General features: G+C 70.5%; 22 protein-coding genes. 12 read left to right on the forward strand and 10 right to left on the reverse strand.

Annotation, left to right across the window (positions count from 1 at the left end; genetic code table 11):
* Window positions 1–84: 84 nt before the first annotated feature.
* The 5 genes from ACTWQO_RS26915 to ACTWQO_RS26935 all read right to left on the reverse strand — a co-directional run bounded on the left by ACTWQO_RS26915 (window position 85) and on the right by ACTWQO_RS26935 (window position 5,802).
* Entirely contained in the window at window positions 85–1,161 is a 1,077-nt protein-coding gene (locus ACTWQO_RS26915; RefSeq protein ID WP_443239940.1) for a hypothetical protein, read from the reverse strand.
* Window positions 1,161–1,835: an RNA polymerase sigma factor gene (locus ACTWQO_RS26920; RefSeq protein ID WP_443240017.1), complete on the reverse strand. Its 675-nt coding sequence runs from the start codon at window positions 1,833–1,835 to the stop codon at window positions 1,161–1,163. The genes ACTWQO_RS26915 and ACTWQO_RS26920 overlap by 1 nt, the downstream gene beginning before the upstream one ends.
* A gap of 281 nt (window positions 1,836–2,116) precedes the next feature.
* Entirely contained in the window at window positions 2,117–4,297 is a 2,181-nt protein-coding gene (locus ACTWQO_RS26925; protein WP_443239941.1) for a serine/threonine-protein kinase, read from the reverse strand.
* A 95-nt stretch (window positions 4,298–4,392) separates the two neighbouring features.
* A complete protein-coding gene (locus ACTWQO_RS26930) occupies window positions 4,393–5,124 on the reverse strand; it encodes a hypothetical protein (RefSeq protein ID WP_443239942.1) in 732 nt (243 codons plus the stop codon).
* A gap of 60 nt (window positions 5,125–5,184) precedes the next feature.
* Window positions 5,185–5,802: an RNA polymerase sigma factor gene (locus tag ACTWQO_RS26935; RefSeq protein ID WP_443239943.1), complete on the reverse strand. Its 618-nt coding sequence runs from the start codon at window positions 5,800–5,802 to the stop codon at window positions 5,185–5,187.
* 431 nt (window positions 5,803–6,233) lie between these two features.
* Between ACTWQO_RS26935 and ACTWQO_RS26940 the strand changes: the two genes are divergently transcribed.
* Complete coding sequence (locus tag ACTWQO_RS26940; RefSeq protein WP_443240018.1) at window positions 6,234–8,777, forward strand: FG-GAP-like repeat-containing protein; 2,544 nt, start codon at window positions 6,234–6,236, stop codon at window positions 8,775–8,777.
* A gap of 51 nt (window positions 8,778–8,828) precedes the next feature.
* Here ACTWQO_RS26940 and ACTWQO_RS26945 read toward each other — a convergent pair whose 3' ends face one another.
* Window positions 8,829–9,224, reverse strand: coding sequence for a hypothetical protein (locus tag ACTWQO_RS26945; protein ID WP_443239944.1), 396 nt, complete (start codon window positions 9,222–9,224; stop codon window positions 8,829–8,831).
* 165 nt (window positions 9,225–9,389) lie between these two features.
* Between ACTWQO_RS26945 and ACTWQO_RS26950 the strand changes: the two genes are divergently transcribed.
* Window positions 9,390–9,884 carry a DUF1877 family protein gene (locus tag ACTWQO_RS26950; RefSeq protein WP_443239945.1) on the forward strand — a complete coding sequence of 165 codons (495 nt, stop codon included), beginning with the start codon at window positions 9,390–9,392 and terminating at the stop codon, window positions 9,882–9,884.
* A 9-nt stretch (window positions 9,885–9,893) separates the two neighbouring features.
* On the opposite strand, the gene ACTWQO_RS26955 is transcribed toward ACTWQO_RS26950, so the two are convergent.
* The 3 genes from ACTWQO_RS26955 to ACTWQO_RS26965 all read right to left on the reverse strand — a co-directional run bounded on the left by ACTWQO_RS26955 (window position 9,894) and on the right by ACTWQO_RS26965 (window position 12,813).
* Window positions 9,894–10,463 (reverse strand): hypothetical protein, encoded by a 570-nt coding sequence (locus tag ACTWQO_RS26955; protein WP_443239946.1) that lies wholly within the window; start codon window positions 10,461–10,463, stop codon window positions 9,894–9,896.
* Window positions 10,464–10,548: 85 nt separating this feature from the next.
* Window positions 10,549–11,052, reverse strand: coding sequence for a hypothetical protein (locus ACTWQO_RS26960; RefSeq protein WP_443239947.1), 504 nt, complete (start codon window positions 11,050–11,052; stop codon window positions 10,549–10,551).
* A gap of 102 nt (window positions 11,053–11,154) precedes the next feature.
* On the reverse strand, window positions 11,155–12,813 hold the full coding sequence (locus tag ACTWQO_RS26965; RefSeq protein WP_443239948.1) for a beta-N-acetylhexosaminidase: 1,659 nt from the start codon (window positions 12,811–12,813) through the stop codon (window positions 11,155–11,157).
* 154 nt (window positions 12,814–12,967) lie between these two features.
* On the opposite strand from ACTWQO_RS26965, the gene ACTWQO_RS26970 reads away from it, so the two are divergent.
* The 7 genes from ACTWQO_RS26970 to ACTWQO_RS27000 all read left to right on the forward strand — a co-directional run bounded on the left by ACTWQO_RS26970 (window position 12,968) and on the right by ACTWQO_RS27000 (window position 18,247).
* The gene (locus ACTWQO_RS26970; protein ID WP_443239949.1) at window positions 12,968–13,492 is read left to right on the forward strand and encodes a 2-oxo-4-hydroxy-4-carboxy-5-ureidoimidazoline decarboxylase; all 525 of its coding nucleotides are present in this window, start codon (window positions 12,968–12,970) and stop codon (window positions 13,490–13,492) included.
* Between the two features lie 240 nt (window positions 13,493–13,732).
* Window positions 13,733–14,113: a succinate dehydrogenase, cytochrome b556 subunit gene (gene sdhC, locus ACTWQO_RS26975; protein ID WP_301983468.1), complete on the forward strand. Its 381-nt coding sequence runs from the start codon at window positions 13,733–13,735 to the stop codon at window positions 14,111–14,113.
* Window positions 14,114–14,118: 5 nt separating this feature from the next.
* The gene (locus tag ACTWQO_RS26980) at window positions 14,119–14,601 is read left to right on the forward strand and encodes a succinate dehydrogenase hydrophobic membrane anchor subunit (protein WP_443239950.1); all 483 of its coding nucleotides are present in this window, start codon (window positions 14,119–14,121) and stop codon (window positions 14,599–14,601) included.
* A 33-nt stretch (window positions 14,602–14,634) separates the two neighbouring features.
* Complete coding sequence (sdhA, locus tag ACTWQO_RS26985; RefSeq protein WP_443239951.1) at window positions 14,635–16,389, forward strand: succinate dehydrogenase flavoprotein subunit; 1,755 nt, start codon at window positions 14,635–14,637, stop codon at window positions 16,387–16,389.
* Window positions 16,389–17,168 (forward strand): succinate dehydrogenase iron-sulfur subunit, encoded by a 780-nt coding sequence (locus tag ACTWQO_RS26990; RefSeq protein ID WP_210578098.1) that lies wholly within the window; start codon window positions 16,389–16,391, stop codon window positions 17,166–17,168. The genes sdhA and ACTWQO_RS26990 overlap by 1 nt, the downstream gene beginning before the upstream one ends.
* A gap of 150 nt (window positions 17,169–17,318) precedes the next feature.
* Window positions 17,319–17,921 carry a hypothetical protein gene (locus ACTWQO_RS26995; RefSeq protein ID WP_443239952.1) on the forward strand — a complete coding sequence of 201 codons (603 nt, stop codon included), beginning with the start codon at window positions 17,319–17,321 and terminating at the stop codon, window positions 17,919–17,921.
* A 2-nt stretch (window positions 17,922–17,923) separates the two neighbouring features.
* Window positions 17,924–18,247: a hypothetical protein gene (locus ACTWQO_RS27000; RefSeq protein WP_443239953.1), complete on the forward strand. Its 324-nt coding sequence runs from the start codon at window positions 17,924–17,926 to the stop codon at window positions 18,245–18,247.
* Here ACTWQO_RS27000 and ACTWQO_RS27005 read toward each other — a convergent pair.
* The gene (locus ACTWQO_RS27005) at window positions 18,244–19,002 is read right to left on the reverse strand and encodes a hypothetical protein (RefSeq protein WP_443239954.1); all 759 of its coding nucleotides are present in this window, start codon (window positions 19,000–19,002) and stop codon (window positions 18,244–18,246) included. The genes ACTWQO_RS27000 and ACTWQO_RS27005 overlap by 4 nt on opposite strands.
* A 297-nt stretch (window positions 19,003–19,299) precedes the next feature.
* Between ACTWQO_RS27005 and ACTWQO_RS27010 the strand changes: the two genes are divergently transcribed.
* From ACTWQO_RS27010 to ACTWQO_RS27020, 3 genes are all read left to right on the forward strand, one after another.
* Window positions 19,300–19,710 carry a VOC family protein gene (locus ACTWQO_RS27010; RefSeq protein ID WP_443239955.1) on the forward strand — a complete coding sequence of 137 codons (411 nt, stop codon included), beginning with the start codon at window positions 19,300–19,302 and terminating at the stop codon, window positions 19,708–19,710.
* 113 nt (window positions 19,711–19,823) lie between these two features.
* Window positions 19,824–20,219 (forward strand): hypothetical protein, encoded by a 396-nt coding sequence (locus ACTWQO_RS27015; protein ID WP_443239956.1) that lies wholly within the window; start codon window positions 19,824–19,826, stop codon window positions 20,217–20,219.
* Window positions 20,216–20,737 (forward strand): thiol-disulfide oxidoreductase DCC family protein, encoded by a 522-nt coding sequence (locus tag ACTWQO_RS27020; RefSeq protein ID WP_443239957.1) that lies wholly within the window; start codon window positions 20,216–20,218, stop codon window positions 20,735–20,737. The genes ACTWQO_RS27015 and ACTWQO_RS27020 overlap by 4 nt, the downstream gene beginning before the upstream one ends.
* The last annotated feature ends 1 nt before the right edge of the window (window position 20,738 follow it).

The following is a 20,738-nucleotide window of genomic DNA, read 5'->3' on the forward strand; positions in this document are numbered from 1 at the left end:
GTCGGCTCATTCATTACTGCGCCAGGGCGGCCGAAAATGTCACACTCGCCGCGAGAAAAGCTCCAGCACCGGCAAAATCGCAGGTCAGAGGCCCGAATCAGGCTCAGGGGAGCCAAGGGCGCTGTACGAGGGGCTGGGCGTCGGCGCGGGAGAGGACGGCGTCGGTTCCGCCTCCGGGGAGGTCGTCGTCGCCCGCTTCGGCTGCAGCGGCGTGAGGCCGGGCAGCAGGGGATTGTCGCCCCCCGTGTCGCCGGGCGCTATGCCACCGCCGTCGTCGTCACCGCCGCGGTCCTGCTCGTCGTCGCCCCTCCTGTCGCCCCTGTCCCTGCCGGAGCGGTCGTCGGAGTCGCCGGACCCACCGTCGCCGTCGGCCGTGTTCAGGACGGCCTTGCAGTACTTCGTCACGCGCCCGGAGCCGCCCGCCATGCCCTCCAGCGCACGTCGGCGGTCGGGGGGCAGTTCCTTGCCGGCGCGCACGTCGCGGCAGGCGTCGGTGACGGAGCCCCACCAGTTGCGGAAGCCGTCCCCGTGGTGCTCGGTGCCGGGGGTCTCGTCGGGAGCCTTGTCGCCGGGCTGGGTGTTCTGCGGGGGTGCGCCGGCGCCGGGGCCGCTCGGGGGCCCGCTCGGCTCGGGCGTTCCGGTTCCGCCGTCCGGGGTGTCTCTCGGCGGAGTCGACACCAGGGGGCGGTCGGGGCTCACGGCGGCCGAGACCGAGGCGCCGGGCGCCGGTTCGTCACCGCCGAACGGGGTGGGCAGGAGCCCGATTCCGGCCGCGGCGGCGACGCCGCCGACCATGACGGCGGCCACCGAGGCGGCCAGGCCCAGGCGCAACGGGCGGGCCCAGCGGGGACGCCGGTCGGTGCCGGCGGGGACGCCGATCCGGACCAGGCCCGCGTCGGCGGCCCCGTGCCGGGCACCGCCGAAGACGACCGCCGGCTCGCCCTTCTCGGCGCGCACCTTGCGGAACGCGGCCAGCGCGGCGGCCTCACCGGGGAGTTCGGCGTCGTCGGCCTGTGGGGGTACGGCGGACAGCGCACCGAGGGTTTCGGCGAGCCGGGCGGCCTGTTCGTGGTCAGCGGGGTCGACAGCTTCCAGTGACTCACCGCGCAGGAGGAGTTCCGCCGTTTCGCGGTCCAGCCATCTGTACTGCTCGTCGGCCATCACATGTCCTTCTGCGTCCGCGCACGCGTATGCGTCACACTCGCGGACGTCACCGCACGGTCCTGCGGTTCTCTCTGGGGTGGCAGCGCGTCGAGCCCGCCGATCGATTCCGGATCCGCCTCCGGAGGGGCGCCGAGCAGTTCGGCGAGCCGCTTCAGGCCCCGGTGCGCGGCCGTGCGCACCGCACCCGGGCGCTTGCCGAGGGTCTCCGCGGCGGTCTTGGCGTCGAGGCCCACCACCACGCGCAGGACGACGGCCTCGGCCTGGTCCTGCGGCAGCCGGGCGATGAGCGAGAGCGTGCTGTCCGTGGCCAGCGCCTCGATCGCCTCGCCGGCCGTGTCGGACTCGGCGGCCTTCCCGGTCAGCTCGGTCTCGTCGCCGCCGATCGCCGGGCGCCGGCCGCGCATCCGTATGTGGTCCAGCGCGCGGTTGCGGGCGATCCGGGCGGCCCAGCCGCGGAAGCGGTCCGCGTCCCCGCTGAACCGCTCCAGGTCACGGGCTATCTGCAGCCAGGCCTCGGAGGCGACGTCCTCGGCGTCGTACTCGCCGACGAGCGTCCGGACGTACCCGATCAGCCGCGGGTGCACCGCGCGGTACACAGTCCGGAAAGCGGTCTCGTCCCCGTCCTGTGCCGCAAGCACCGCGGCAGTCAGCTCCGCGTCGTCCCCCAGCACCCGCATTCCTCGGTAGATGGTCAGTAGCCGCCGCGGCTTCTCAGCCACGGCTCACCGTGATCAGTCACCTTCCCCGTCCGGCGCGAAAGGCACGTTACGACCTGAAACCGCTGCTCGTCCATGTCCGTACAAGATGCAACCACCTCGGGACGGCGCGTGGTGTGACAGAAAACGCACTCATGGCGCTGTAGGAGATACGGGCCGCCGCGCGGCCCGTGCCGCGCGACGGCCGGGGCCTCTCCTGTGGGGGGTGGCGGCCCCGGCCGTCTCCGCGTCGTCCCTCACTCCTGATCGGGGCGCACGGAGAAGGCCGTGTCACCTGCCACGGCCACGATCGCGTCCTTCACCAGCAGCACGCTCGGGATCGTGTTCTCGGCCGAAGTGCCCGGATCATCCAGCTTGGCCGTGGTCCAGCGGACGGCCCCGGTGTCCTGGGCCAAGGCGACGAGGCGGCCGTAGCGGTTGGCGAAGTGGACGGTGCCGTACGCCGTCGAGCGCACCGGAGCCGACAGGTTCTCGATCTGTGTGTCCCGCTGCCACAGCCGGGCGCCGTTGGATGCCTTGACCGCGGTGACCGTTCCGTCGGGGCGGGCGAAGTACACGGTCCCGTCGATCACGGTGGGCGTGCCGCGCGGGGCGCCCTCCAGGAAGATCCTGGTGGCGGTGCCGGTGGTCGGGTTCACCCGCAGCAGGGTGGTGTACGACTCGTCCCGGCCGTCGTCCGACTCGTACTCGGTGGTGCTCTTCGGCAACACGAAAAGCGGCCACCCGCCGAGGGTGCCGAGCGGGGTCGCGCCCGCGGGCAGCGGGTCGAGTTCACGAGCCGTTCCGACGTCCGGGTCGAGGAGCAACAAGCCGGCCGGGCCCGTGCCGGGGTCGTTCGCGTCGGCGCACAGGCCGTAGGGTGCGTCGCCGAGGACCACCGGGGAACAGAGGCTGCCCGCCGACGACTTGGCCGGGGCGCGCCAAAGTTCCTGGCCCGACGTGAGGTCGAGGGCGACGAACGCGTTCGCGGTGTCCGACACCGTCAGGACACCGCCGTCGAACAGGGCGACGCGGTGGCTCGCGTCGACGTCCCGGGTCCAGAGGCGTTTGCCCGTGTCGGCGTCGAGAGCGATCACCCGCTGGTCCGCGTACACCTCGTCCGGTTGCTCGTACGTGTACACGATCCCGTCCCGCACGCCCAGGGGCCGCTCGGCCGCCTGGGCGCTGTTGCCGTACCGCCACGCGACACGGCCCGACGCGGCGTCGAGACGGGCCACCGTGAAGCCGGTGCCCGGGCAGTACAGGGCGGATCCGGCGGACACACAGCCGGCGTCCACACTGTCCACGTTGATGCTCTGCGAGTCATCCCGTACGGCTCGGGTGAGCTTCGTCTGCCAGGGCCGCCAGCCGTCGGGGAGTGCCGGGGGCGAGGACGCGGAGGCGCTCACCCCGGGACCCGCCTCGGTGGTCCGGGCGCTGGACATGAGGTGGTACGCCGACACGGACACCCCGGTGACGGCCAGGGCGGCGGCGAGGAGAACCAGCCGCCGCGTGCGGCGTCCGCGGCCCGCGCGCCCAGCGGCGGTGGTGTCGCCGGCACCCCGGGAGCGCCTCCGGTGTCCCGGCACGGTCGGCGGGGCGCTCACCGCCGGGGCGTCGGCCACGTCCGGCAGGGACCTGAACAGCCGGTGCAGTTCGGCGAGTTGAGGCCGGTCGGCCGGGTCCTTGGCCAGACAGCGCACGACGACGCCCAGCAGCGGCTCGGCGACGCCGCTCAGGGTCGGCTGCTCGTGCACCACCTGATAGCCCGTCATGTACGGACTGCCGCCGTCGAAGGGGCGGTTGCCGGTGGCGGCGTACACCAGGAGCGAGCCCAGCGAGAAGACGTCCGAGGCGGCGGTGACGTCCCTGGGCGAGGCGAACTGCTCCGGGGACATGAAGGGCGGGGTGCCGATGAGTCGTCCGGTCACGGTGAGGGCCTCGTTGTCGGCCGCCCGCGAGATGCCGAAGTCGATGACGCGCGGGCCGTCGTCTGCCATCAGCACGTTGCTCGGCTTCAGGTCCCGGTGCACGACACCGGCCTGGTGGATGTCCCGCAGCGCCTCCACCAGCCCCAGGGCCAGCGTGCGCAGTCCGGGCCCGCCGAGTGGGCCCTGCTCGGCAACGATGTCATCCAGAGTGCGGCCCGGCACGTACAGCGTCGCCATCCACGGCAGTTCGGCGTCCGGGTCCGCGTCCACCACGGGGGCGGTGAACGCCCCGCTGACTCGCCGCGCCGCGGCGATCTCCTGGCGGAAGCGGGTGCGGAACTCCTCGTCCTGCGCGTACTGCGCGTGTACGACCTTGACGGCGACGTGGCGGCCCGAGGCGGAGCGGGCGAGGTAGACGACCCCCATGCCGCCGCTGCCGAGGCGTTGAACGAGCGTGTAGCCGCCTATCGCGCCGATGGACTCCGGCTCGTCGGTGCTCAGCGGCATCGCCTGTCACCCTTCCAAGTCCCATGCGTCACAGGGCTGTTCTGCCGCAACACACTAGTGCGTATGCAGGGGGCGCATGAGGTGGTCGGGCGGGGCTACTGCTTCTTCCCCTTGGGGTTGCCGACCCCGGCCTGAGCGCCGCCCTTACCGTTCTTGTCCGCCTTGTCGGCGTTATCGGCGTTGTCGGCGTTGTCGGCGTTGCCCTTCTCACTGTCGGTCAGCTGCCCGGCGCAGTAAGCGGCGACGTTCCGCTCCCCGCCCGCGGCCGCGATCAGGCGCTGCCAGACGGTCGACTCCAGGGCCTTGCCGTTGCCCTTGACGTGCTCGTAGGCGCGGCAGTGCGCCTCGGTGTCCTGGGCGGTGGCGGGACGGTCCGGACGTACGGACTCCGTCACCGAAGGCTCCGCGGCCGGCGCGTCGGCCGGGCCGGAAGAGGCGGGCGGGCGCCGGTGGCCGCCGTCGGCGTCGTCGGAGGAGGACCCGGCCGTGCCGATCGCGGCGACCGCGACCCCGCCCAGCGTGAGGCTCGCGAGGAACAGGGAGAGCGTGGCCTTCAGCGAGCGCTTCACGCCCCGCCGCTCCCGGGGCCGCCAGTCGTCGCGGTGGCGGGTGCGAGCCCGGTGCTCGCCGGCGTCCCGGGCGGCCCGGAACGCGGCCACGGCTCGCTGCTCGCCCGCCGCGTCGACACCGCCTTCGCGGATCGCGGCGGCCAGCAGTGCCTCCAGACCGGCCCCGTCGTGTGCCCGCCCGGGTCCGGACACGGCGTCGCCCGGTCGCGCACCCCGGCGGCCGGATGCGGCCCGGTCTCCGCGCTGCCGTTCACCCATGTCCGATCCCGTTCCTCGTCCGGCCCTCCGGCCTGTCCGGCGGCCCGCCGGCGTCATCGCTCATGTCGACTCCCCCAGCGTCCGGGAGCCGTCATCCGTCACACCCTCGACTCCCAACTGCTGCGCCAGGCGCTTCAGCCCCCGGTACGCGGCGGTGCGCACCGCGCCCGGCCGCTTGCCCAGGACGCGGGCGGCGGCGGGGCCGTCGAGGCCGACCACCACCCGCAGCAGTACGGCCTCGGCCTGCTCGCGCGGCAGCCCGCGGACCAGCTCCAGGGCGTACTCGGTGGAGATGGCCTCCAGCGCCTGGTCGTGCGTGCTGTGCGCGGAGGGCAGATCCAGTACGTCCTGCTCCGTCGCCGTCGACCGGGGCCGCACCTTCTGCCTGCGCAGATGATCCAGCGCCCGGTGCCGGGCGATGGTCGCCGTCCAGCCCCGGAACCCGGCCCCGTCGCCCTGGAACCGCCCGAGGTCCCGGGCGATCTCCAGCCACGCGTCCGAGGCCACGTCCTCCGCGTCGTCGCCGACGATCCCGCGCAGATAGCCGAGCAGTCCGGGCTGCACGATCCGGTACGCGACCGCGAAAGCGGCCTCGTCACCGTCCTGGGCCCGCGCGACGGCCACGCCCAGTTCCCCGTCGTACGCGTGCACGCGGCGGGGTTCCTTTCCCTGGCCCAAGAACTGTCCTCGTTCGTACCGAGTCCGTGGCGGACCGCCCGGCGCGACGTCACCGCCGCGCGAACAGCCCCCACGGTCATCAGCGCCGGGCTTCACAGAAGTGTCACAGCGCCTCCGGCGTCCCGCCGGTGAAGGGAGTGACGCAGGACACATCCCCATCCCGTGATGTTCACAGATCGTCAGGCGCTGTAAGGATCGCCGACCTGTGTGACGGGTGGGCCTTGTGTTGATTCCTAGGGGTGGGACATTTGAGTCGCAAGACGACCCATGCATACAAACCACTGAGCCTCAAGCGAAGAGCGTGGCTCACCATCGGGGCAGTGGTACTGGGGGGCGCGGGAGTCGTGACCTACGCGGTCGCCGAACCGAGTTCCGATGAGGCGGCCCAAGTCGCCCGCGACAAGCGGCCGGTGCGGGTCCACGACCTCACCATGAAGGCCGCCGGCACCGGCAAGCGGGCACTCGCCAGGACCGGCACCCAGCAGTTCTCGCTGCTCGGCGTCACCTGGGCCGAGGACGCCCAGGCGCTCGACGGGACCGCGCAGGTGCGGACCCGGAGCGTCGAGACCGGCGAGTGGACCGGCTGGCAGGACCTGGACGTCGACGAGGCGCACCCCGTCGACCGCGCCGAGCCCGGCGCCGAGGACGCCCGTGGCGGCTCCGAACCGCTCTGGGTCGGGCCGTCCGACGGCGTCGAGGCCCGTGTCGTCGCGGCGGACGGATCGGCGAGTGCCGGTCTGCCCAAGGGGCTTGAGATCAACCTCGTCGACCCCGGCGTGACCGCCGCGGAGGCGAAGAACAAGGCGCTCGACGGCTCAGGCTCCGACATGGAGGCCGCGGCCTTCGTCGTCGAGGACCCGAGCGGGTCGCCGTCCGACACCGGATCACCGTCCCGGTCGGCCTCGACCTCCCCAGCTGAGAGCAACAGCCCGTCCCCGAGCCAGAGTTCAAGCCCGAGCGCGAGCCAGAGCCCCAGCGCGAGCGCCAGCCCGACTCCCACGGCGACCGTCCCCACCGCTCCGCCCTCCACCGTCCACCGGCCGCCGATCATCTCCCGCGCCCAGTGGGGCGCCGACGAGTCGATGGTCGACGACCCGGCGGAGTACATCGAGAAGGTCAGCGCGGTCTTCGTGCACCACACGGTCGGCACGAACAACTACAGCTGCGCCGAGTCGGCTTCGCTGGTGCGCGGCATCATGGCGTACCACGTCGAGACCGAGCAGTGGAACGACATCGGCTACAACTTCCTGGTCGACAAGTGCGGCCGGATCTTCGAGGGCCGCGCGGGCGGCGTCGACCTGCCGGTGCGCGGCGCGCACACGTACGGCTTCAACGGTGACTCGACGGGCATCGCCGTCCTCGGCGACTTCGAGGGCGCCGCCGCCACGGCCACCACTCCCGCGAAGCCCGCGGGCCGGCCGACCCGGGCCACCCTGGAGTCCGTGGCCCGCGTCGCCGCCTGGAAGCTCGGCCAGTACGGCGGCAACCCGACCGGCAAGGTCACGCTGACCGCGGGCGCCGACACCGGCGTCTGGGACGAGGGCCAGCAGGCCACGCTCAACACCATCTCCGGTCACCGCGACGGCTTCGCCACCGCCTGCCCGGGCAAGAACCTCTACGCCAAGCTGGCCGAGATCCGGCGCTTCGCGGCGAGCGCGGGCAAGAACTCCGCGATCCCGACCGCCGACTTCAACCGCGACGGCATCGACGACCTGGTCGCCGGCACCCCGAAGGCGAACCGGGTGACCGTGGTCCCGGGCGGCATCGACGGCCCCGCCGCCACGGCGAAGCTGGGCCTCACCCAGAACAGCGCCGGCGTCCCCGGCACCTCCGAGACCGGCGACGCCTTCGGCACCGCGACCGCCTGGGGCGACGTCAACGGCGACGGCCACGCCGACCTCGCGATCGGCTCCCCCGGCGAGGACGACACCAGCGGCAACGCCGACCGCGGCCAGGTCACGGTGATGTACGGCCCCGCCCTGACAACCGGCTTCTCGTACACCACGACTGGGGTCACGGCGGCGGGCGCCAAGCTCGGCACGACGGTCGCCGTGGGCGACTTCGACGCCGACGGCAGAGCGGACGTCTTCTCGGCCGGCACCGGTAAGGGCGGCAACTGGAACGTCCGGCAGACCGGCGGCGCGTACAAGTACGGCACCCTCACCACCGCATCCGGCTCGCTCGCCTACCTGGACGCCGCGACCGGCGACTTCAACCGGGACGGCTACACGGACGTGGCGCTCAACTACCGCGACACCGGCGGCATCGGCCGCGTCGTCCGCTTCGCGGGCTCGGCCACCGGCCTGGCCAAGGTGGGCGTGATCTCCGTCAAGGGCGGTCGCTCCATCACCGCGGGCGACGTCAACGGCAACGGCTACGACGACATCGTCATCGGCCAGCCCATCGCCGCCGAGTCCGGCGGCAGGACCGGCGGCCAGGTCACGATGGTCCCGGGCTCGTCCACCGGCTTCACCACCACCGGGATGACGACGATCCACCAGGACAGCACGGGAGTTCCCGGAGCCGACGAGACGAACGACGCGATGGGCGTCTCCGTCTCGGTCGGCGACTTCAACGCCGACGGCTACGCCGACGCGCTCGCGGGCGTCCCGAACGAGGACATCACCCGCGGCGGCGTCAACCAGGTCAACGCGGGCCAGGCGCTCCTGATCAAGGGCAGCGCGTCCGGCCTCACCGGCTCCGGCTCGGTCGGCATCTCGCAGGACACCACCGGCGTGCCCGGCTCCACCGAGAGCAGCGACGCGTTCGGTACGTCGGTGTCGCTGACGGACCTGTCCGGGTTCGGGCGGGCCGACCTCACGTTCGGCGTGGCGGGCGAGGACGCGGGTGACGGCATCCTCATGTACACCCCGAGCAACAGCGCGGGCCTGGGGTACTCGTCGACGGCCGTGTTCAGCAAGTCCGCGCTGGGCACGCCGACGGGCGGCCGGCTGGGCCAGACGCTGGCGCCGTAGGCAAGGCGGGTCGGCCGGGGTCCTGTGCAGTGGGCAGGGCCCCGGCCGGTCTCAGTTGCGTGCCGTTCCGCGGGTCGCGTCCCGGCACAGCAGCCGCAGCGAGCCGTCCCCGGCGAAACAGCGCCGGGCCTCGTCGATCGGGTCCCACAGCCGGCCGTCGGGCGTGCGGACCCAGTGGTCGCCGCCGCCCGCCCACCACTCGGCGCCGGTCTGGCGGACGACGACCTCACCGGCGTACGCCCCGAAGCCGCGCAGCATGGTCTCCACGGCGGGGTACGGCGTGCCCTCGCGGCGCAGTTCCTCGATCATCCGGTCGACGCGCCACAGGCTCTGCGCCGAGTAGTCGAGCCGCAGCCGCGCGCCCTCGCGCATGGTCGCGACCGCGTCCGCCGCCCACCGCACCGGCTTCGCCGCAGCGTGGGGCCTGCTCTCCTGCTGTGTCGTCACATACGGGAGAGCGAGGTCAGCGAGTATTTCGTCACGCTGATCGGGCCACTGCGCGAGACCGGTGCAGGACCGCCCCACCGCCTGCACGACCCGCACAGGATTCGCTCAGTGAGACAGGTTGACGCCCCAGTGACGATTCGGGGCGTCCGTGCGCTCTTGTCACCGATGAGCATGTACTTCCACTTGCGCGCCGTACCACCCGCGGCCCTGCGCAACAGCGCCACCTGGCAGCAGAAGCTCTTCGAGGACGACTGGGACACCGTGCGCCGGCGCCTCGACCGGCACCGCGAGGAAATGCTCGACAAGCACTACCTCGACCACCAGCTCCTCTACGCCTGCACGCCCCCGCACCACGCCGAGGAGGGACCCTGGGCCCATGTGGTCCTGGGCGGCCGGCCGGTGCTCCATCCCGAGCCGGACAGGCCCCCGTTCCTGATGCTGACCGCCGCGCAGGTGGCCCGGGTCGCCGCGTTCCTCACGGGTGCCGACTTCGACGCCCTGTGGCGGCCGGTGCGCGACAAGCTGCTGCCGCGGTACGGCGGACCCGACACGGAGCCGGAAGTCCACGGCGTCTTCGCCGCGTCCCACCGCGATCTGACGGCGTTCTACACCCGCACGGCGGAGTACGGCGACGCGGTGGTGAAGTGGCTGGTCACCTGAGCCGAACGCTCAGCGCCGCCCCCGCGCCCGCCGCGACACGACCGCGCGCAGCACGCGCCGCCCCTCCGTCGACACCTCCAGCGCATGGCGCAGGCCGCTCGCGCCATGCCCGGCGAGCAGCTCCAGGACGGCGACCTGGCGGCGCAGTTCGGCGGCGACGAGCGGCGGCATGCCCTCCGTACGGCCCTCGCGGCGGGCGTCGAGCGAGGCGTCGTCGTCCGCGACGTCGAGGAGCCGGTGGATCTGCAGGGCGGCGACGGAGCAGGCGTCGGCCCACATCCGCGCCTCGGCGGCGGACCGGACGGCCGGCGCGGCGGCCAGCATGCGCCTCACGAGCAGCGCGGCCTCGTCCTCGACATCCGCATCGTCCACGACATCCGAGATGCCCAGCTTTCCGCGCGCCTGCTCCAGCAGTTCGCCCCACGCGGCGGAGTCCCCGCCGTCCGCGAGGTTCCCCCACAACGGCCGCAGCACCTCGTCGTCACCGCCCAGCAGCGGTACGCAGCGATCCAAACAAGCCAACCCGCTGGCCGCCAGGCCGCGTTCGTCGGCCTGCGCGATCAGTTCCACCAGGCTCATCCACGCCTCCCTTGCGGGGCTTCGCGGGGCGCCTACCTTTACGGAGCCCGCACTTCCCCTTACTGCGTGCGACGGCCCGGGAGTGTCACAGGGGGACGACGCCGAGCCGGTCGAGCATACGGAAGAATAGATTTTCGGCCAACGGATCGGCATCGGCGGTGAGAACGTCCAGCAACGGCCCGTCGGACACCTCGTGCCCGGCCTCCGCGGCCCAGGCGACGGCCCGCTCGGCGGCGTCACGCGGCTCGAGGAAGTAGTCCTCCAGCATGAGCCCCTCGTCGTCGGCGCCGAGGTACCCGGCCATCGCGCCCCGCGCGAGACAGGTCGACCACGCCCCGCTCTCCGGCCCCGCCGCCTCGATGACCACACAGTCGCTGTCCATGACGTATCCGAAGAGCGCGGGCGCCCCGCTCTCCTGGGCCAGCGCGTTCATGCTCCCGACGTCGCCGTCCCCGCTCGGGTACTCCCACACCTGCCAGCCCCCGGGCGCGGACGCCCGTAAGCTCATCCCTCTCGCGCTGGACAGCGCCGCCAACTCCTCGAGCGGCCGCTCGCTGCGACCCACGACGAAGTACCCCCAGTAACCCATCCCGGCCCCCTCCTGGCTTCGACTCGCGCCGAATACATCACAGTCGCACGGGAGTTCGCAGCAGCACCGGACAATTCGCGCGTGTCCGCACAACTCCAGGCGTCATCCCACCCGCTCGGCCAGCGCCTTGAACTCCGCCCAGGACAGCTGCGGCCGGCCCGGGTTCCACAGCTTCTGCACCGTCGCCGCCAGCGGCATCCGGATCCCGGCCGCGACCTGGTCCTGGGTCTGCGCGTCCGCGAGATCGCACCACACGGCGAAGGAGCCGCCGAGGATCTTGTCCTCGTACCGCACCGCCACTGCCTGCGTACCGCGCACCACCCGCGGGGTCCACTGCTCGTAGATCCGCTGCCCCGTCGGATAGACGAAGGTCTGCGGCTGACCGAGGACGTAGTACAGGAACTCGTCGTTGTAATTGACGAGGTCGCGCCCGGCGCTCAGATACTCCACCGGCAGCCGCGCCCCGATCTCCTTGCCCGTCCAGTAGGCGACCTGGAGATCCTCGGCCGCCTCGACGGACGTACCGGCGTAGAAGCCGTCGTTCCACGCCCGCATCGTCCGGTCGTGCGTACGGATCGTGTCCGCGCGGTCGTTGAGCCAGCCGGTGGCGAGGTCGGCCACGGTGGCGCCGGAGCCGTACGCCTCGGTGGCGGCGGAGGCCAGCTGCGGATAGGCGGCCTCGGGGTTGTCCGACGTCAACGCCGCGTACTCGTCTCCGCCGAGATGCCAGTAGCCGCCCGGGAACAGGTCGGCGTACTCGTTCAGCAGATCGTCGACGATGGCGCCGGCCTCGTCCTTGGAGATGTCGATCGCACCCCGCGGCGCCGCCCCCTGCGCACTGCGCAGCTGCAGTTCGGGATGCGCGGCGATCACGGCCCCGAGATGCCCCGGAGAGTCGATCTCGGGCACGACCGTCACATGCAGCCGCTCCCCCAGCTCGACGATCTTCTTCACCTGCGCCTTGGTCAGATGCTCCTTGGACACGATCTCCGGATGGCTGTCGGACTCGATCCGGAACCCCTGGTCGTCCGAGAAGTGCAGCCCCAGCTGGTTGAACTTCAGGTCCGCCAGCTCACGCACCCGGTCCTCGATCCAGCCGGCCGTGAAGTGCTTGCGGGCGATGTCGACCATCAGCCCCCGCTGCGGCTTCGCCGGCTCGTCGCGTACGACGCCCTCCGGCGCCGTACCACCGCCGCGCACCGCCTGCTTGAGCGTCCGGGTGCCGTAGAACACGCCCGAGTCCGCGGGCCCGCTGATGTTCACCCGCCCGCCGCGCACGGTCATGGCGTACGACTCCGGATCCGCGCCCTCGTCGTCGTTCAGCGCCAGCCGTACGTCCCCGGCGCGCACGTCGTCCTTCTCCCCCGCGTACGACAGCCCCAGCTCACCCGCGAGCAGCCGCCCCTCGTCGACGAGTTCGGCGTCGTTCACGACCACCCGCTGACCGCGCGCCGGCTTCCAGCCGGGCCCACGGGCGGGAGTGTGCGCGCGTACGGCGGGGATGGTGCGGGGCGTCTTCGACAACGGGTAGGTGCGGCTCGGGCTGGGCCGGGGACTGGGCTTCTCCGACGGGGCCGCCGCGGACGTCGTCGTCGTTCCGGCCGCGGGCAGCCGGGACGCCGAACCCGGCCCGGGATCACCCTCGTCCCCCGCGGCCGCCCAGATCCCGAGACCGAGCCCGACCGCCATCACGGTCGCCGCCGCAACGAGCATCCGCCGCCTGTCCGTCCATGCCGAGATCCTGCGCCTGTGCTGACTCACGGGCGCCAACCTAGGGCCTGAGTCACGCGACATCCGTCCACCACGCGTTCCGAAACTCTCCCGTGCGGGTGAAATTCGGGCATCCGTCGGACACGTCATGTCCGTTCTCGATAACGTGGTGGCACATCTCTCACACCATCCCCTGCCGAATCACGTGACGCCCACACACCTCCCTGGCCAAGTCGCCATACCCGAGCAGACCCGGGACACGTCTTCCCCGCTGGGCCGCTTCAACACGGCCCCCCTCGAAGACGTCCACCACACCCTGCTGACCTGCCTCCACAGCCCCCACTGGGCCCACCGGGTAGCCGACCACCGCCCCTACCCGGACCTCGAGTCCCTCCTGGCCGCCGCCGACGAAGCGGCGTACGACCTGACGGCGGCAGACCTGGCAGCGGCACTGTCAGCAGAAACGCTTCCTGAACTCCCCCACGGAACGTACTCAGCCGCCCACACCGCACTGAGCGCCGCGCACGCCGCGTACGAGGCGCGATTCGGACACGCGTTCATCATCTCTGTCGACCACCTGCCACCCACCGAAGTCCTCGACCAGATCCTGGCGGGAATCCGGTCACGATTGACAAACGATCCGGAGGAGGAACGGGTAGTGGCAGCAGAGGAACTCCGCCGCCTGGCAAGAGGACGTCTGAGAGACGCCCTGAGGGGCGCGGGGCTGTGACAATTTGCGGCTCCGCCGCGTGGGCGCGACCAGCCCCCACCCCGCCGCACCCGGCACATAACCGCACACACCACCCCCAATAGCCCGTTCGCCTGCCACATTGATCACACCGACGGGCCCGGCGTAAGCGCCGCAGGCAACCGTCGCTACGATGCTGGGGGCCGGTGGACCGTACCCGGCCGGGCCCGACCGACAGCACAAGCCGGCGCGGCCCCAATCCCCGCTCCCGGAGGAACTTCCGTGCCGGCTGGAACGCTGTACCGCGGCCGGGAAGGAATGTGGTCCTGGGTGGCTCATCGAGTCACCGGCGTCCTCATTTTCTTCTTCCTGTTCGTTCACGTGCTGGACACCGCTCTCGTCCGTGTCTCTCCCGAGGCCTACGACGACGTCGTGGCCACGTACAAGACGCCGCTCGTCGCGCTGCTGGAGTACGGCCTCGTCGCCGCCATCCTCTTCCATGCGCTCAACGGCCTGCGTGTCATCGCCGTCGACTTCTGGTCCAAGGGTCCGCGCTACCAGAAGCAGATGCTCTGGTCCGTCGTCGGCCTGTGGCTCGTACTGATGCTCGGGGCGATCTACCCCGTCCTCGGTCACGCCGCTCGTGAACTGTTCGGGAGCTGACGCGTATGTCCACCACCGAAAAGACCGCTGCCGGGATCGGCCCCGTAGAGGGCGAGTCCCTCTACACCGTCGACAACCCGGCGCCGCTGATCGAAGCCCCGCGCAAGCGGACCAAGAAGACCCCGAAGTCCACACGGGGCAACTTCGAGATGGCCGCCTGGCTGTTCATGCGCCTGTCCGGCGTGGTGCTGGTCGTCCTGGTCCTCGGCCACCTGCTGATCCAGCTCGTGCTGGACGGCGGCGTTTCGAAGATCGGCTTCGCCTTCGTGGCCGGCCGCTGGGCCAGCCCCTTCTGGCAGGTCTGGGACCTGCTGATGCTGTGGCTGGCGATGCTGCACGGCGCCAATGGCCTGCGCACGATCATCAACGACTACGCGGAGCGCGCGAACACCCGGCTGTGGCTGAAGGGCCTGCTCTACACCGCCACGGTGTTCACCATCCTGCTGGGCACGCTGGTGATCTTCACCTTCGACCCGAACATCCGCTAGGCGCACGGGACTGAGGGACTGAGAGAACCACTCATGAAGATCCACAAGTACGACACAGTCATCGTCGGCGCAGGTGGCGCCGGTATGCGCGCCGCGATCGAGTCGACGAAGCGCAGCCGCACCGCCGTCCTCACCAAGCTCTACCCCACCCGCTCCCACACGGGCGCCGCGCAGGGCGGCATGGCCGCCGCGCTGGCCAACGTGGAGGAGGACAACTGGGAGTGGCACACCTTCGACACGGTCAAGGGCGGTGACTACCTGGTCGACCAGGACGCCGCCGAGATCCTGGCGAAGGAGGCCATCGACTCGGTCCTCGACCTGGAGAAGATGGGCCTGCCGTTCAACCGCACGCCGAACGGCACGATCGACCAGCGCCGCTTCGGCGGTCACAGCCGGAACCACGGCGAGGCCCCGGTCCGCCGCTCGTGCTACGCGGCAGACCGCACCGGCCACATGATCCTCCAGACGCTGTACCAGAACTGCGTGAAGGAGGGCGTGGAGTTCTACAACGAGTTCTACGTCCTCGACCAGCTGATCACCGAGGTCGACGGCGTGAAGCGGTCGGCCGGCGTGGTGGCGTACGAGCTGGCGACCGGCGAGATCCACGTCTTCCAGGCGAAGGCCGTGATCTACGCGTCCGGCGGCTGCGGCAAGTTCTTCAAGGTGACGTCGAACGCGCACACGCTGACGGGTGACGGCCAGGCGGCGGTCTACCGTCGCGGGCTGCCGCTGGAGGACATGGAGTTCTTCCAGTTCCACCCGACCGGCATCTGGCGCATGGGCATCCTGCTGACGGAGGGCGCCCGCGGTGAGGGCGGCATCCTCCGCAACAAGGACGGCGAGCGCTTCATGGAGAAGTACGCGCCGGTGATGAAGGACCTCGCCTCGCGTGACGTCGTGTCGCGGTCGATCTACACCGAGATCCGCGAGGGTCGGGGCTGCGGCCCCGAGGGTGACCACGTCTACCTGGACCTGACGCACCTTCCCCCGGAGCAGCTGGACGCCAAGCTGCCCGACATCACCGAGTTCGCCCGCACCTACCTGGGCATCGAGCCGTACACGGACCCGATCCCGATCCAGCCCACGGCGCACTACGCGATGGGCGGCATCCCGACGAACGTCGAGGGTGAGGTGCTGGCCGACAACACGACGGTCGTCCCCGGCCTGTACGCGGCGGGCGAGGTCGCGTGTGTCTCCGTGCACGGAGCGAACCGCCTCGGCACCAACTCCCTGCTGGACATCAACGTGTTCGGCAAGCGGGCCGGCATCGCCGCCGCCGACTACTCGCAGAAGGTCGGCCACGTCGAGCTGCCCGAGGACCCGGCTTCGCTGGTCGTCGAGCAGGTCGAGCACCTGCGCTCCTCCACCGGCACGGAGCGTGTGTCGACCCTGCGTCGCGAGCTGCAGGAGACCATGGACGCGAACGTCATGGTGTTCCGCACCGAGCAGACGATCAAGACGGCGGTCGAGAAGATCGCGGAGCTGCGTGAGCGCTACAAGAACGTCTCGATCCAGGACAAGGGCAAGCGGTTCAACACGGACCTGCTGGAAGCCATCGAACTCGGCAACCTCCTGGACCTGGCCGAGGTCATGGCGGTCTCCGCCCTGGCCCGCAAGGAGTCCCGCGGCGGCCACTACCGCGAGGACTACCCGAACCGCGACGACGTCAACTTCATGCGCCACACCATGGCGTACCGCGAGGTGGGCGACGACGGCACGGAGTCCATTCGTCTCGACTACAAGCCGGTCGTCCAGACCCGCTACCAGCCGATGGAGCGTAAGTACTGATGGCAACCCCGACCCTGGACAAGGCGGACGCGGCCGGCACGCCTGAGCCCGGCTTCGCCGACTCCCCGTACATCACGGCCACCTTCCGCATCCGCCGCTTCAACTCCGAGGTCTCGGCGGAAGCGGCCTGGGAAGACTTCCAGGTGGAGATCGACCCGAAGGAACGCGTCCTCGACGCCCTGCACAAGATCAAGTGGGAGCTGGACGGCACACTCACCTTCCGCCGCTCCTGCGCCCACGGCATCTGCGGCTCCGACGCGATGCGGATCAACGGCAAGAACCGTCTGGCCTGCAAGACGCTGATCAAGGACCTCAGCCCGGAGAAGCCGATCACGGTCGAGCCCATAAAGGGCCTGACGGTCCTCAAGGACCTCGTCGTCGACATGGAGCCGTTCTTCCAGGCGTACCGCGACGTCATGCCCTTCCTCATCACGAAGGACACGAACGAGCCGACGCGCGAGCGCCTGCAGACCGCCGAGGACCGCGAACGCTTCGACGACACGACGAAGTGCATCCTCTGCGCCGCCTGCACCTCCTCGTGCCCGGTGTTCTGGAACGACGGCCAGTACTTCGGCCCGGCGGCGATCGTGAACGCCCACCGCTTCATCTTTGACAGCCGTGACGAGGCGGGCGAACAGCGCCTGGAGATCCTCAACGACAAGGACGGCGTCTGGCGCTGCCGCACGACCTTCAACTGCACGGACGCCTGCCCGCGCGGTATCGAGGTCACGAAGGCGATCGCGGAGGTCAAGAAGGCGCTGATCACCCGGCGGTTCTGAGCTTTCCAGCTCCGCATCAGGGCCCTGTTTCCGTCACTTCGGGAACAGGGCCCTCTGGTGTTTTTGGCCGGTTTGCCGTCCTACCGAGCTGAGGATTCCGCCGTCACACTCCGATACGCGTGCGCACCGACGCTTCCGGAGAGGGGTGACGTGGGGGAGTACAGAGATCCCGGACCGGGGGACATTCCCTGGAACGCGCCGGCTCCACTGGGATATGCGCAGGCGGACGCGGCTGCCCTGTTCATCGCCGCTCCGTTGCTGACCGCGGCCGCTCTCTCGCTGGCGGGTGTGGTGGGTGGGGCGGACGACGAGTTTCGCTGGCCCGGTCCGATTCTGCTGATCCTCGTCTTCGCGGCCCTGGCGCTGGTCGCGAGCATCCAGATCAACTACCACGGTCGCCTCTATCTGTACTCGCACGATGATCTCGTGAGTTGGTACTCCGACGACTTCGTCGAGAAGAACAAGCTGGTCCTGTACCAGAAACAGCACGAGGCCCAGGAACAGTGGAAAACGTACAACTCCCTGGCGGTGCGCTGTTTCAACACGGGGACCGTACTGCTGGGCGTCGGGATCGCCGCGGCTCTGGTGCCCCCCAAGTGCAGCATGCAGACCGAATGGCGCTGGACCGCTGCCGTCGTGGTGCTGATAGCCACCGTCGCCGACGCCATATGGATCACCTATCTGCAGTTGAAGGTGGCCCACCGCCCGAGCAGGATCCTGCACGCTCTTCGTCACCTCATCGGAAGGGGCTGACCATGCTGACGTCGACCGAACTCCCGGGATTCCCGCCCCCAGACTTCCGGCCGCGCTGCATCGGGTGCATGGAACTGATCTTTCCGACGGACGCGGACTGGACGAGCTATGCCGAAGGAGAACTGGAGGCCTGGGAAAGGGACCTGCCCACCCGCGGTGTACGTGCGGACCATGTCTTCCGGGACTCCCATGACAGAACCGGCAATCACACGCCCACCTGCCCCTATGCCGACCTCCCGCCCATCGCGCTGTGGCAACGGGACATCACGATCGCGAACCGTGTCCGCAGGAGGCTGTGGGAGGCCAGGCAGCAGGACAGGCCCTAGTCGTTCGTGTCCGGAGCGGCGCCGTGCTCGTACGGAAGATCGGGCATGCCACGACCGCTGAGCAGGTCGGACACCCGGCCGAACAGCTCGCGTTCGTCCTGCGGGCCGGCAGGAAGCCGGTAGTGCAGCGCTTCCGCCAGGTCGAACCGGTGGAGGTCGTACACCACGTACATCAGCGAGGCGTACGCCTGGGCGGCGGTGACAGCCCCCTTGTAGGCGACAGCGGCGAGAAAGGGCACGCAGGCGCACACCCACCACAGGCCGGGCTCGTCGTACAAGGCAGCCCACGACAGTGGAGTCAGTGCCAGAAGACACCAACAGAGATTGACCGCCGCGTCGAGGGCGTCCCTCGTCGAGTGCAGCACTTCGGCTGCGCGATCCGAGATCTGCATATGGATGCGTGACCAGGACGCGAGGGTGGAAAGGCCGTACCGCTCACCGGCCCTCAGTTCGCCGGCGCGCAACGCATTGCCGAGCGCCGTCGGCATCAGGACATCCATGGGCGGGCGGGCACTCAGCCGTCGTGCCGCATCGGCCCGCACACGTCTCGTCGTCGCATCGGCGTCCGCCGCCATGACGGCACGTTTTCGCAGGGACTCCCAGCGCCGCCGCTGCATGTCGATCAGCACAGTGGCCAGCCCCGCTGTCAGCGGCCACCGGTCCCAGTAGCCCTCCAGCACACGTACGGCCCGGACCTGGAACGGCTGGAGGAGCACCGCAAGAAGCGACGCGCCCGCACTGAGGACAAGCAACATCACGGCCGTGTGCCCGGCACCCTGTGGCATCACCTGGTCCCAGCGACCGCGCCCGGTGAAACTTCCGGCACGCACAAGAGCCCACAGACAGGTGATGAAGAGCCCGCACGGCAGGAAACCGACTGTCAGCAGCCGCCGCACGAAGCCGCCTCCCCTGCGCCCCGCTTACCCCTTACGTCTCATGACGCCCATCAGTATGGCCGCCCGTCGCACGTGACGGTCGGCCTCCTCCCCCAGCCGAGTGACCCCTCGGTCAGCCCCCGACAGCACCGGACCCCCCGCACCTAATCTGATCGCATGTCAGATGACGAGTCGTACGAACTGCTCGGGTTCGACAACGTGCTGCTGCCCGTCGGGGACCTCGGTGAGGCCGTCGACTTCTATGAGCGGGCCGGGTTCGCGGTGGCGTTCCGGTTCGACGAGGCCGGGATCGCCCTGCTGAAGGTCGGGGGCGAGACGCCGGGGATTCTGCTGCGGGCCGAGGAGGAGTTCGGGCACCGGCCGCCGACGTGGCCCTCGCCCAAGGTGTGGCTGGAGGTGCCGAACGCCCGGGTCGCCGCTCAGGCACTGCTCGGTGCCGGTATCGCCCTGCTCGACGAGCCGTTCTCCGTGGCCACCGGCTGGACCGTCGAGGTCGCCGACCCGTGGGGGAACGTCATCGGGTTCACCGACTACACGAAACGGCCCGAGCTCGCACGGAGGGCCTGAGGCGGCACGGAAGGTGTGACGCAGCTCCCCCGCAAGCGAGTTGAACACGTTCAAAAGCAGGTCTACAGTCTCTCCTGTCAGCGTTTTGAACGCGTTCAAGAAGGGGGAGGCGCATGGACCGCACGGTCGTCGCCTACGTCATCTACCTGCTCGTCAGCATCGCGCTCACCGTCTGGGTGGCCCGCACCCTCAGCCGGAACGGGCGGATCTTCCTCGCCGACGTGCTGAAGGGCAACGAGAAGCTCGCCGACGCCGTCAACCACCTCCTGGTGGTCGGCTTCTACCTCGTGAACCTCGGGTTCGTCGCGCTGTACCTCAGCGGCGACGAGACGATCGCGGACACCCGCGGGATCTTCGAGGCTCTGTCCACCAAGGTGGGCGTGGTGCTGCTGGTGCTCGGGGTCATGCACCTGGGCAACGTGTATGTGCTCAACCGGATCCGGCGGCGGGGCGTCATGGAGCGGGAGCAGGTGCCGCCGGTCGCACCACAGGACTGGGTCCAGGCATGACGGCGGATACGGCGGACCGGATCCCGGTCCGCCGGCTCACCGTCCTGTACGACGCCGAGTGCTCCCTGTGCACCTTCCTGCGCGACTGGCTCGTACGGCAGCCGCAGCTGGTGGCGCTGGACATGGTGCCGGCGGGATCGCAGGAGGCCCGAGGGCGGTTTCCCGGGCTCGATCACCGCGCGACCCTTGAGGAGATCACCGTCGTCGGCGACTCCGGACAGGTCTACCGGGACACCGCCGCCTGGATCGTCGTCCTGTGGGCGCTGCGCGAGCACCGGCCGCTCGCTCATCGGCTGAGCACCCCGACCGGGTCGAGGCTGGCGAGGGGCGCGGTGCTCACCGCCGCCAAATGGCGTGGGGGCCAGTGGGGCGGGGCCAAGTGGGGCGGTGGTCAGGCGGGCGGGAGCCAGTGGGGCGGCAGCGGGTACCGTCGCGCGGACGGATGGATCTACGAGCCGAACCTCGGGTGGTTCTACAATCCGCCGGGGTGCGCCGACGGTGCCTGCGCCGCTGATTAGG

It is taken from the genome of Streptomyces sp. 4N124 (genome assembly GCF_052245395.1).
Taxonomy (GTDB): Bacteria; Actinomycetota; Actinomycetes; order Streptomycetales; family Streptomycetaceae; genus Streptomyces.

What these genes read in the sequence shown, in the direction of transcription:
- ACTWQO_RS26915 (WP_443239940.1), bottom strand. Translation starts at nt 1,161, where the DNA reads ATGGCCGACGAGCAGTACAGATGGCTGGACCGCGAAACGGCGGAACTC.
- ACTWQO_RS26925 (WP_443239941.1), bottom strand. Translation starts at nt 4,297, where the DNA reads ATGCCGCTGAGCACCGACGAGCCGGAGTCCATCGGCGCGATAGGCGGC.
- ACTWQO_RS26930 (WP_443239942.1), bottom strand. Translation starts at nt 5,124, where the DNA reads ATGGGTGAACGGCAGCGCGGAGACCGGGCCGCATCCGGCCGCCGGGGT.
- ACTWQO_RS26940 (WP_443240018.1), top strand. Translation starts at nt 6,234, where the DNA reads ATGAAGGCCGCCGGCACCGGCAAGCGGGCACTCGCCAGGACCGGCACC.
- ACTWQO_RS26950 (WP_443239945.1), top strand. Translation starts at nt 9,390, where the DNA reads ATGAGCATGTACTTCCACTTGCGCGCCGTACCACCCGCGGCCCTGCGC.
- ACTWQO_RS26955 (WP_443239946.1), bottom strand. Translation starts at nt 10,463, where the DNA reads ATGAGCCTGGTGGAACTGATCGCGCAGGCCGACGAACGCGGCCTGGCG.
- ACTWQO_RS26960 (WP_443239947.1), bottom strand. Translation starts at nt 11,052, where the DNA reads ATGGGTTACTGGGGGTACTTCGTCGTGGGTCGCAGCGAGCGGCCGCTC.
- ACTWQO_RS26980 (WP_443239950.1), top strand. Translation starts at nt 14,119, where the DNA reads ATGTCCACCACCGAAAAGACCGCTGCCGGGATCGGCCCCGTAGAGGGC.
- sdhA (WP_443239951.1), top strand. Translation starts at nt 14,635, where the DNA reads ATGAAGATCCACAAGTACGACACAGTCATCGTCGGCGCAGGTGGCGCC.
- ACTWQO_RS26990 (WP_210578098.1), top strand. Translation starts at nt 16,389, where the DNA reads ATGGCAACCCCGACCCTGGACAAGGCGGACGCGGCCGGCACGCCTGAG.
- ACTWQO_RS27000 (WP_443239953.1), top strand. Translation starts at nt 17,924, where the DNA reads ATGCTGACGTCGACCGAACTCCCGGGATTCCCGCCCCCAGACTTCCGG.
- ACTWQO_RS27005 (WP_443239954.1), bottom strand. Translation starts at nt 19,002, where the DNA reads ATGTTGCTTGTCCTCAGTGCGGGCGCGTCGCTTCTTGCGGTGCTCCTC.
- ACTWQO_RS27010 (WP_443239955.1), top strand. Translation starts at nt 19,300, where the DNA reads ATGTCAGATGACGAGTCGTACGAACTGCTCGGGTTCGACAACGTGCTG.
- ACTWQO_RS27015 (WP_443239956.1), top strand. Translation starts at nt 19,824, where the DNA reads ATGGACCGCACGGTCGTCGCCTACGTCATCTACCTGCTCGTCAGCATC.
- ACTWQO_RS27020 (WP_443239957.1), top strand. Translation starts at nt 20,216, where the DNA reads ATGACGGCGGATACGGCGGACCGGATCCCGGTCCGCCGGCTCACCGTC.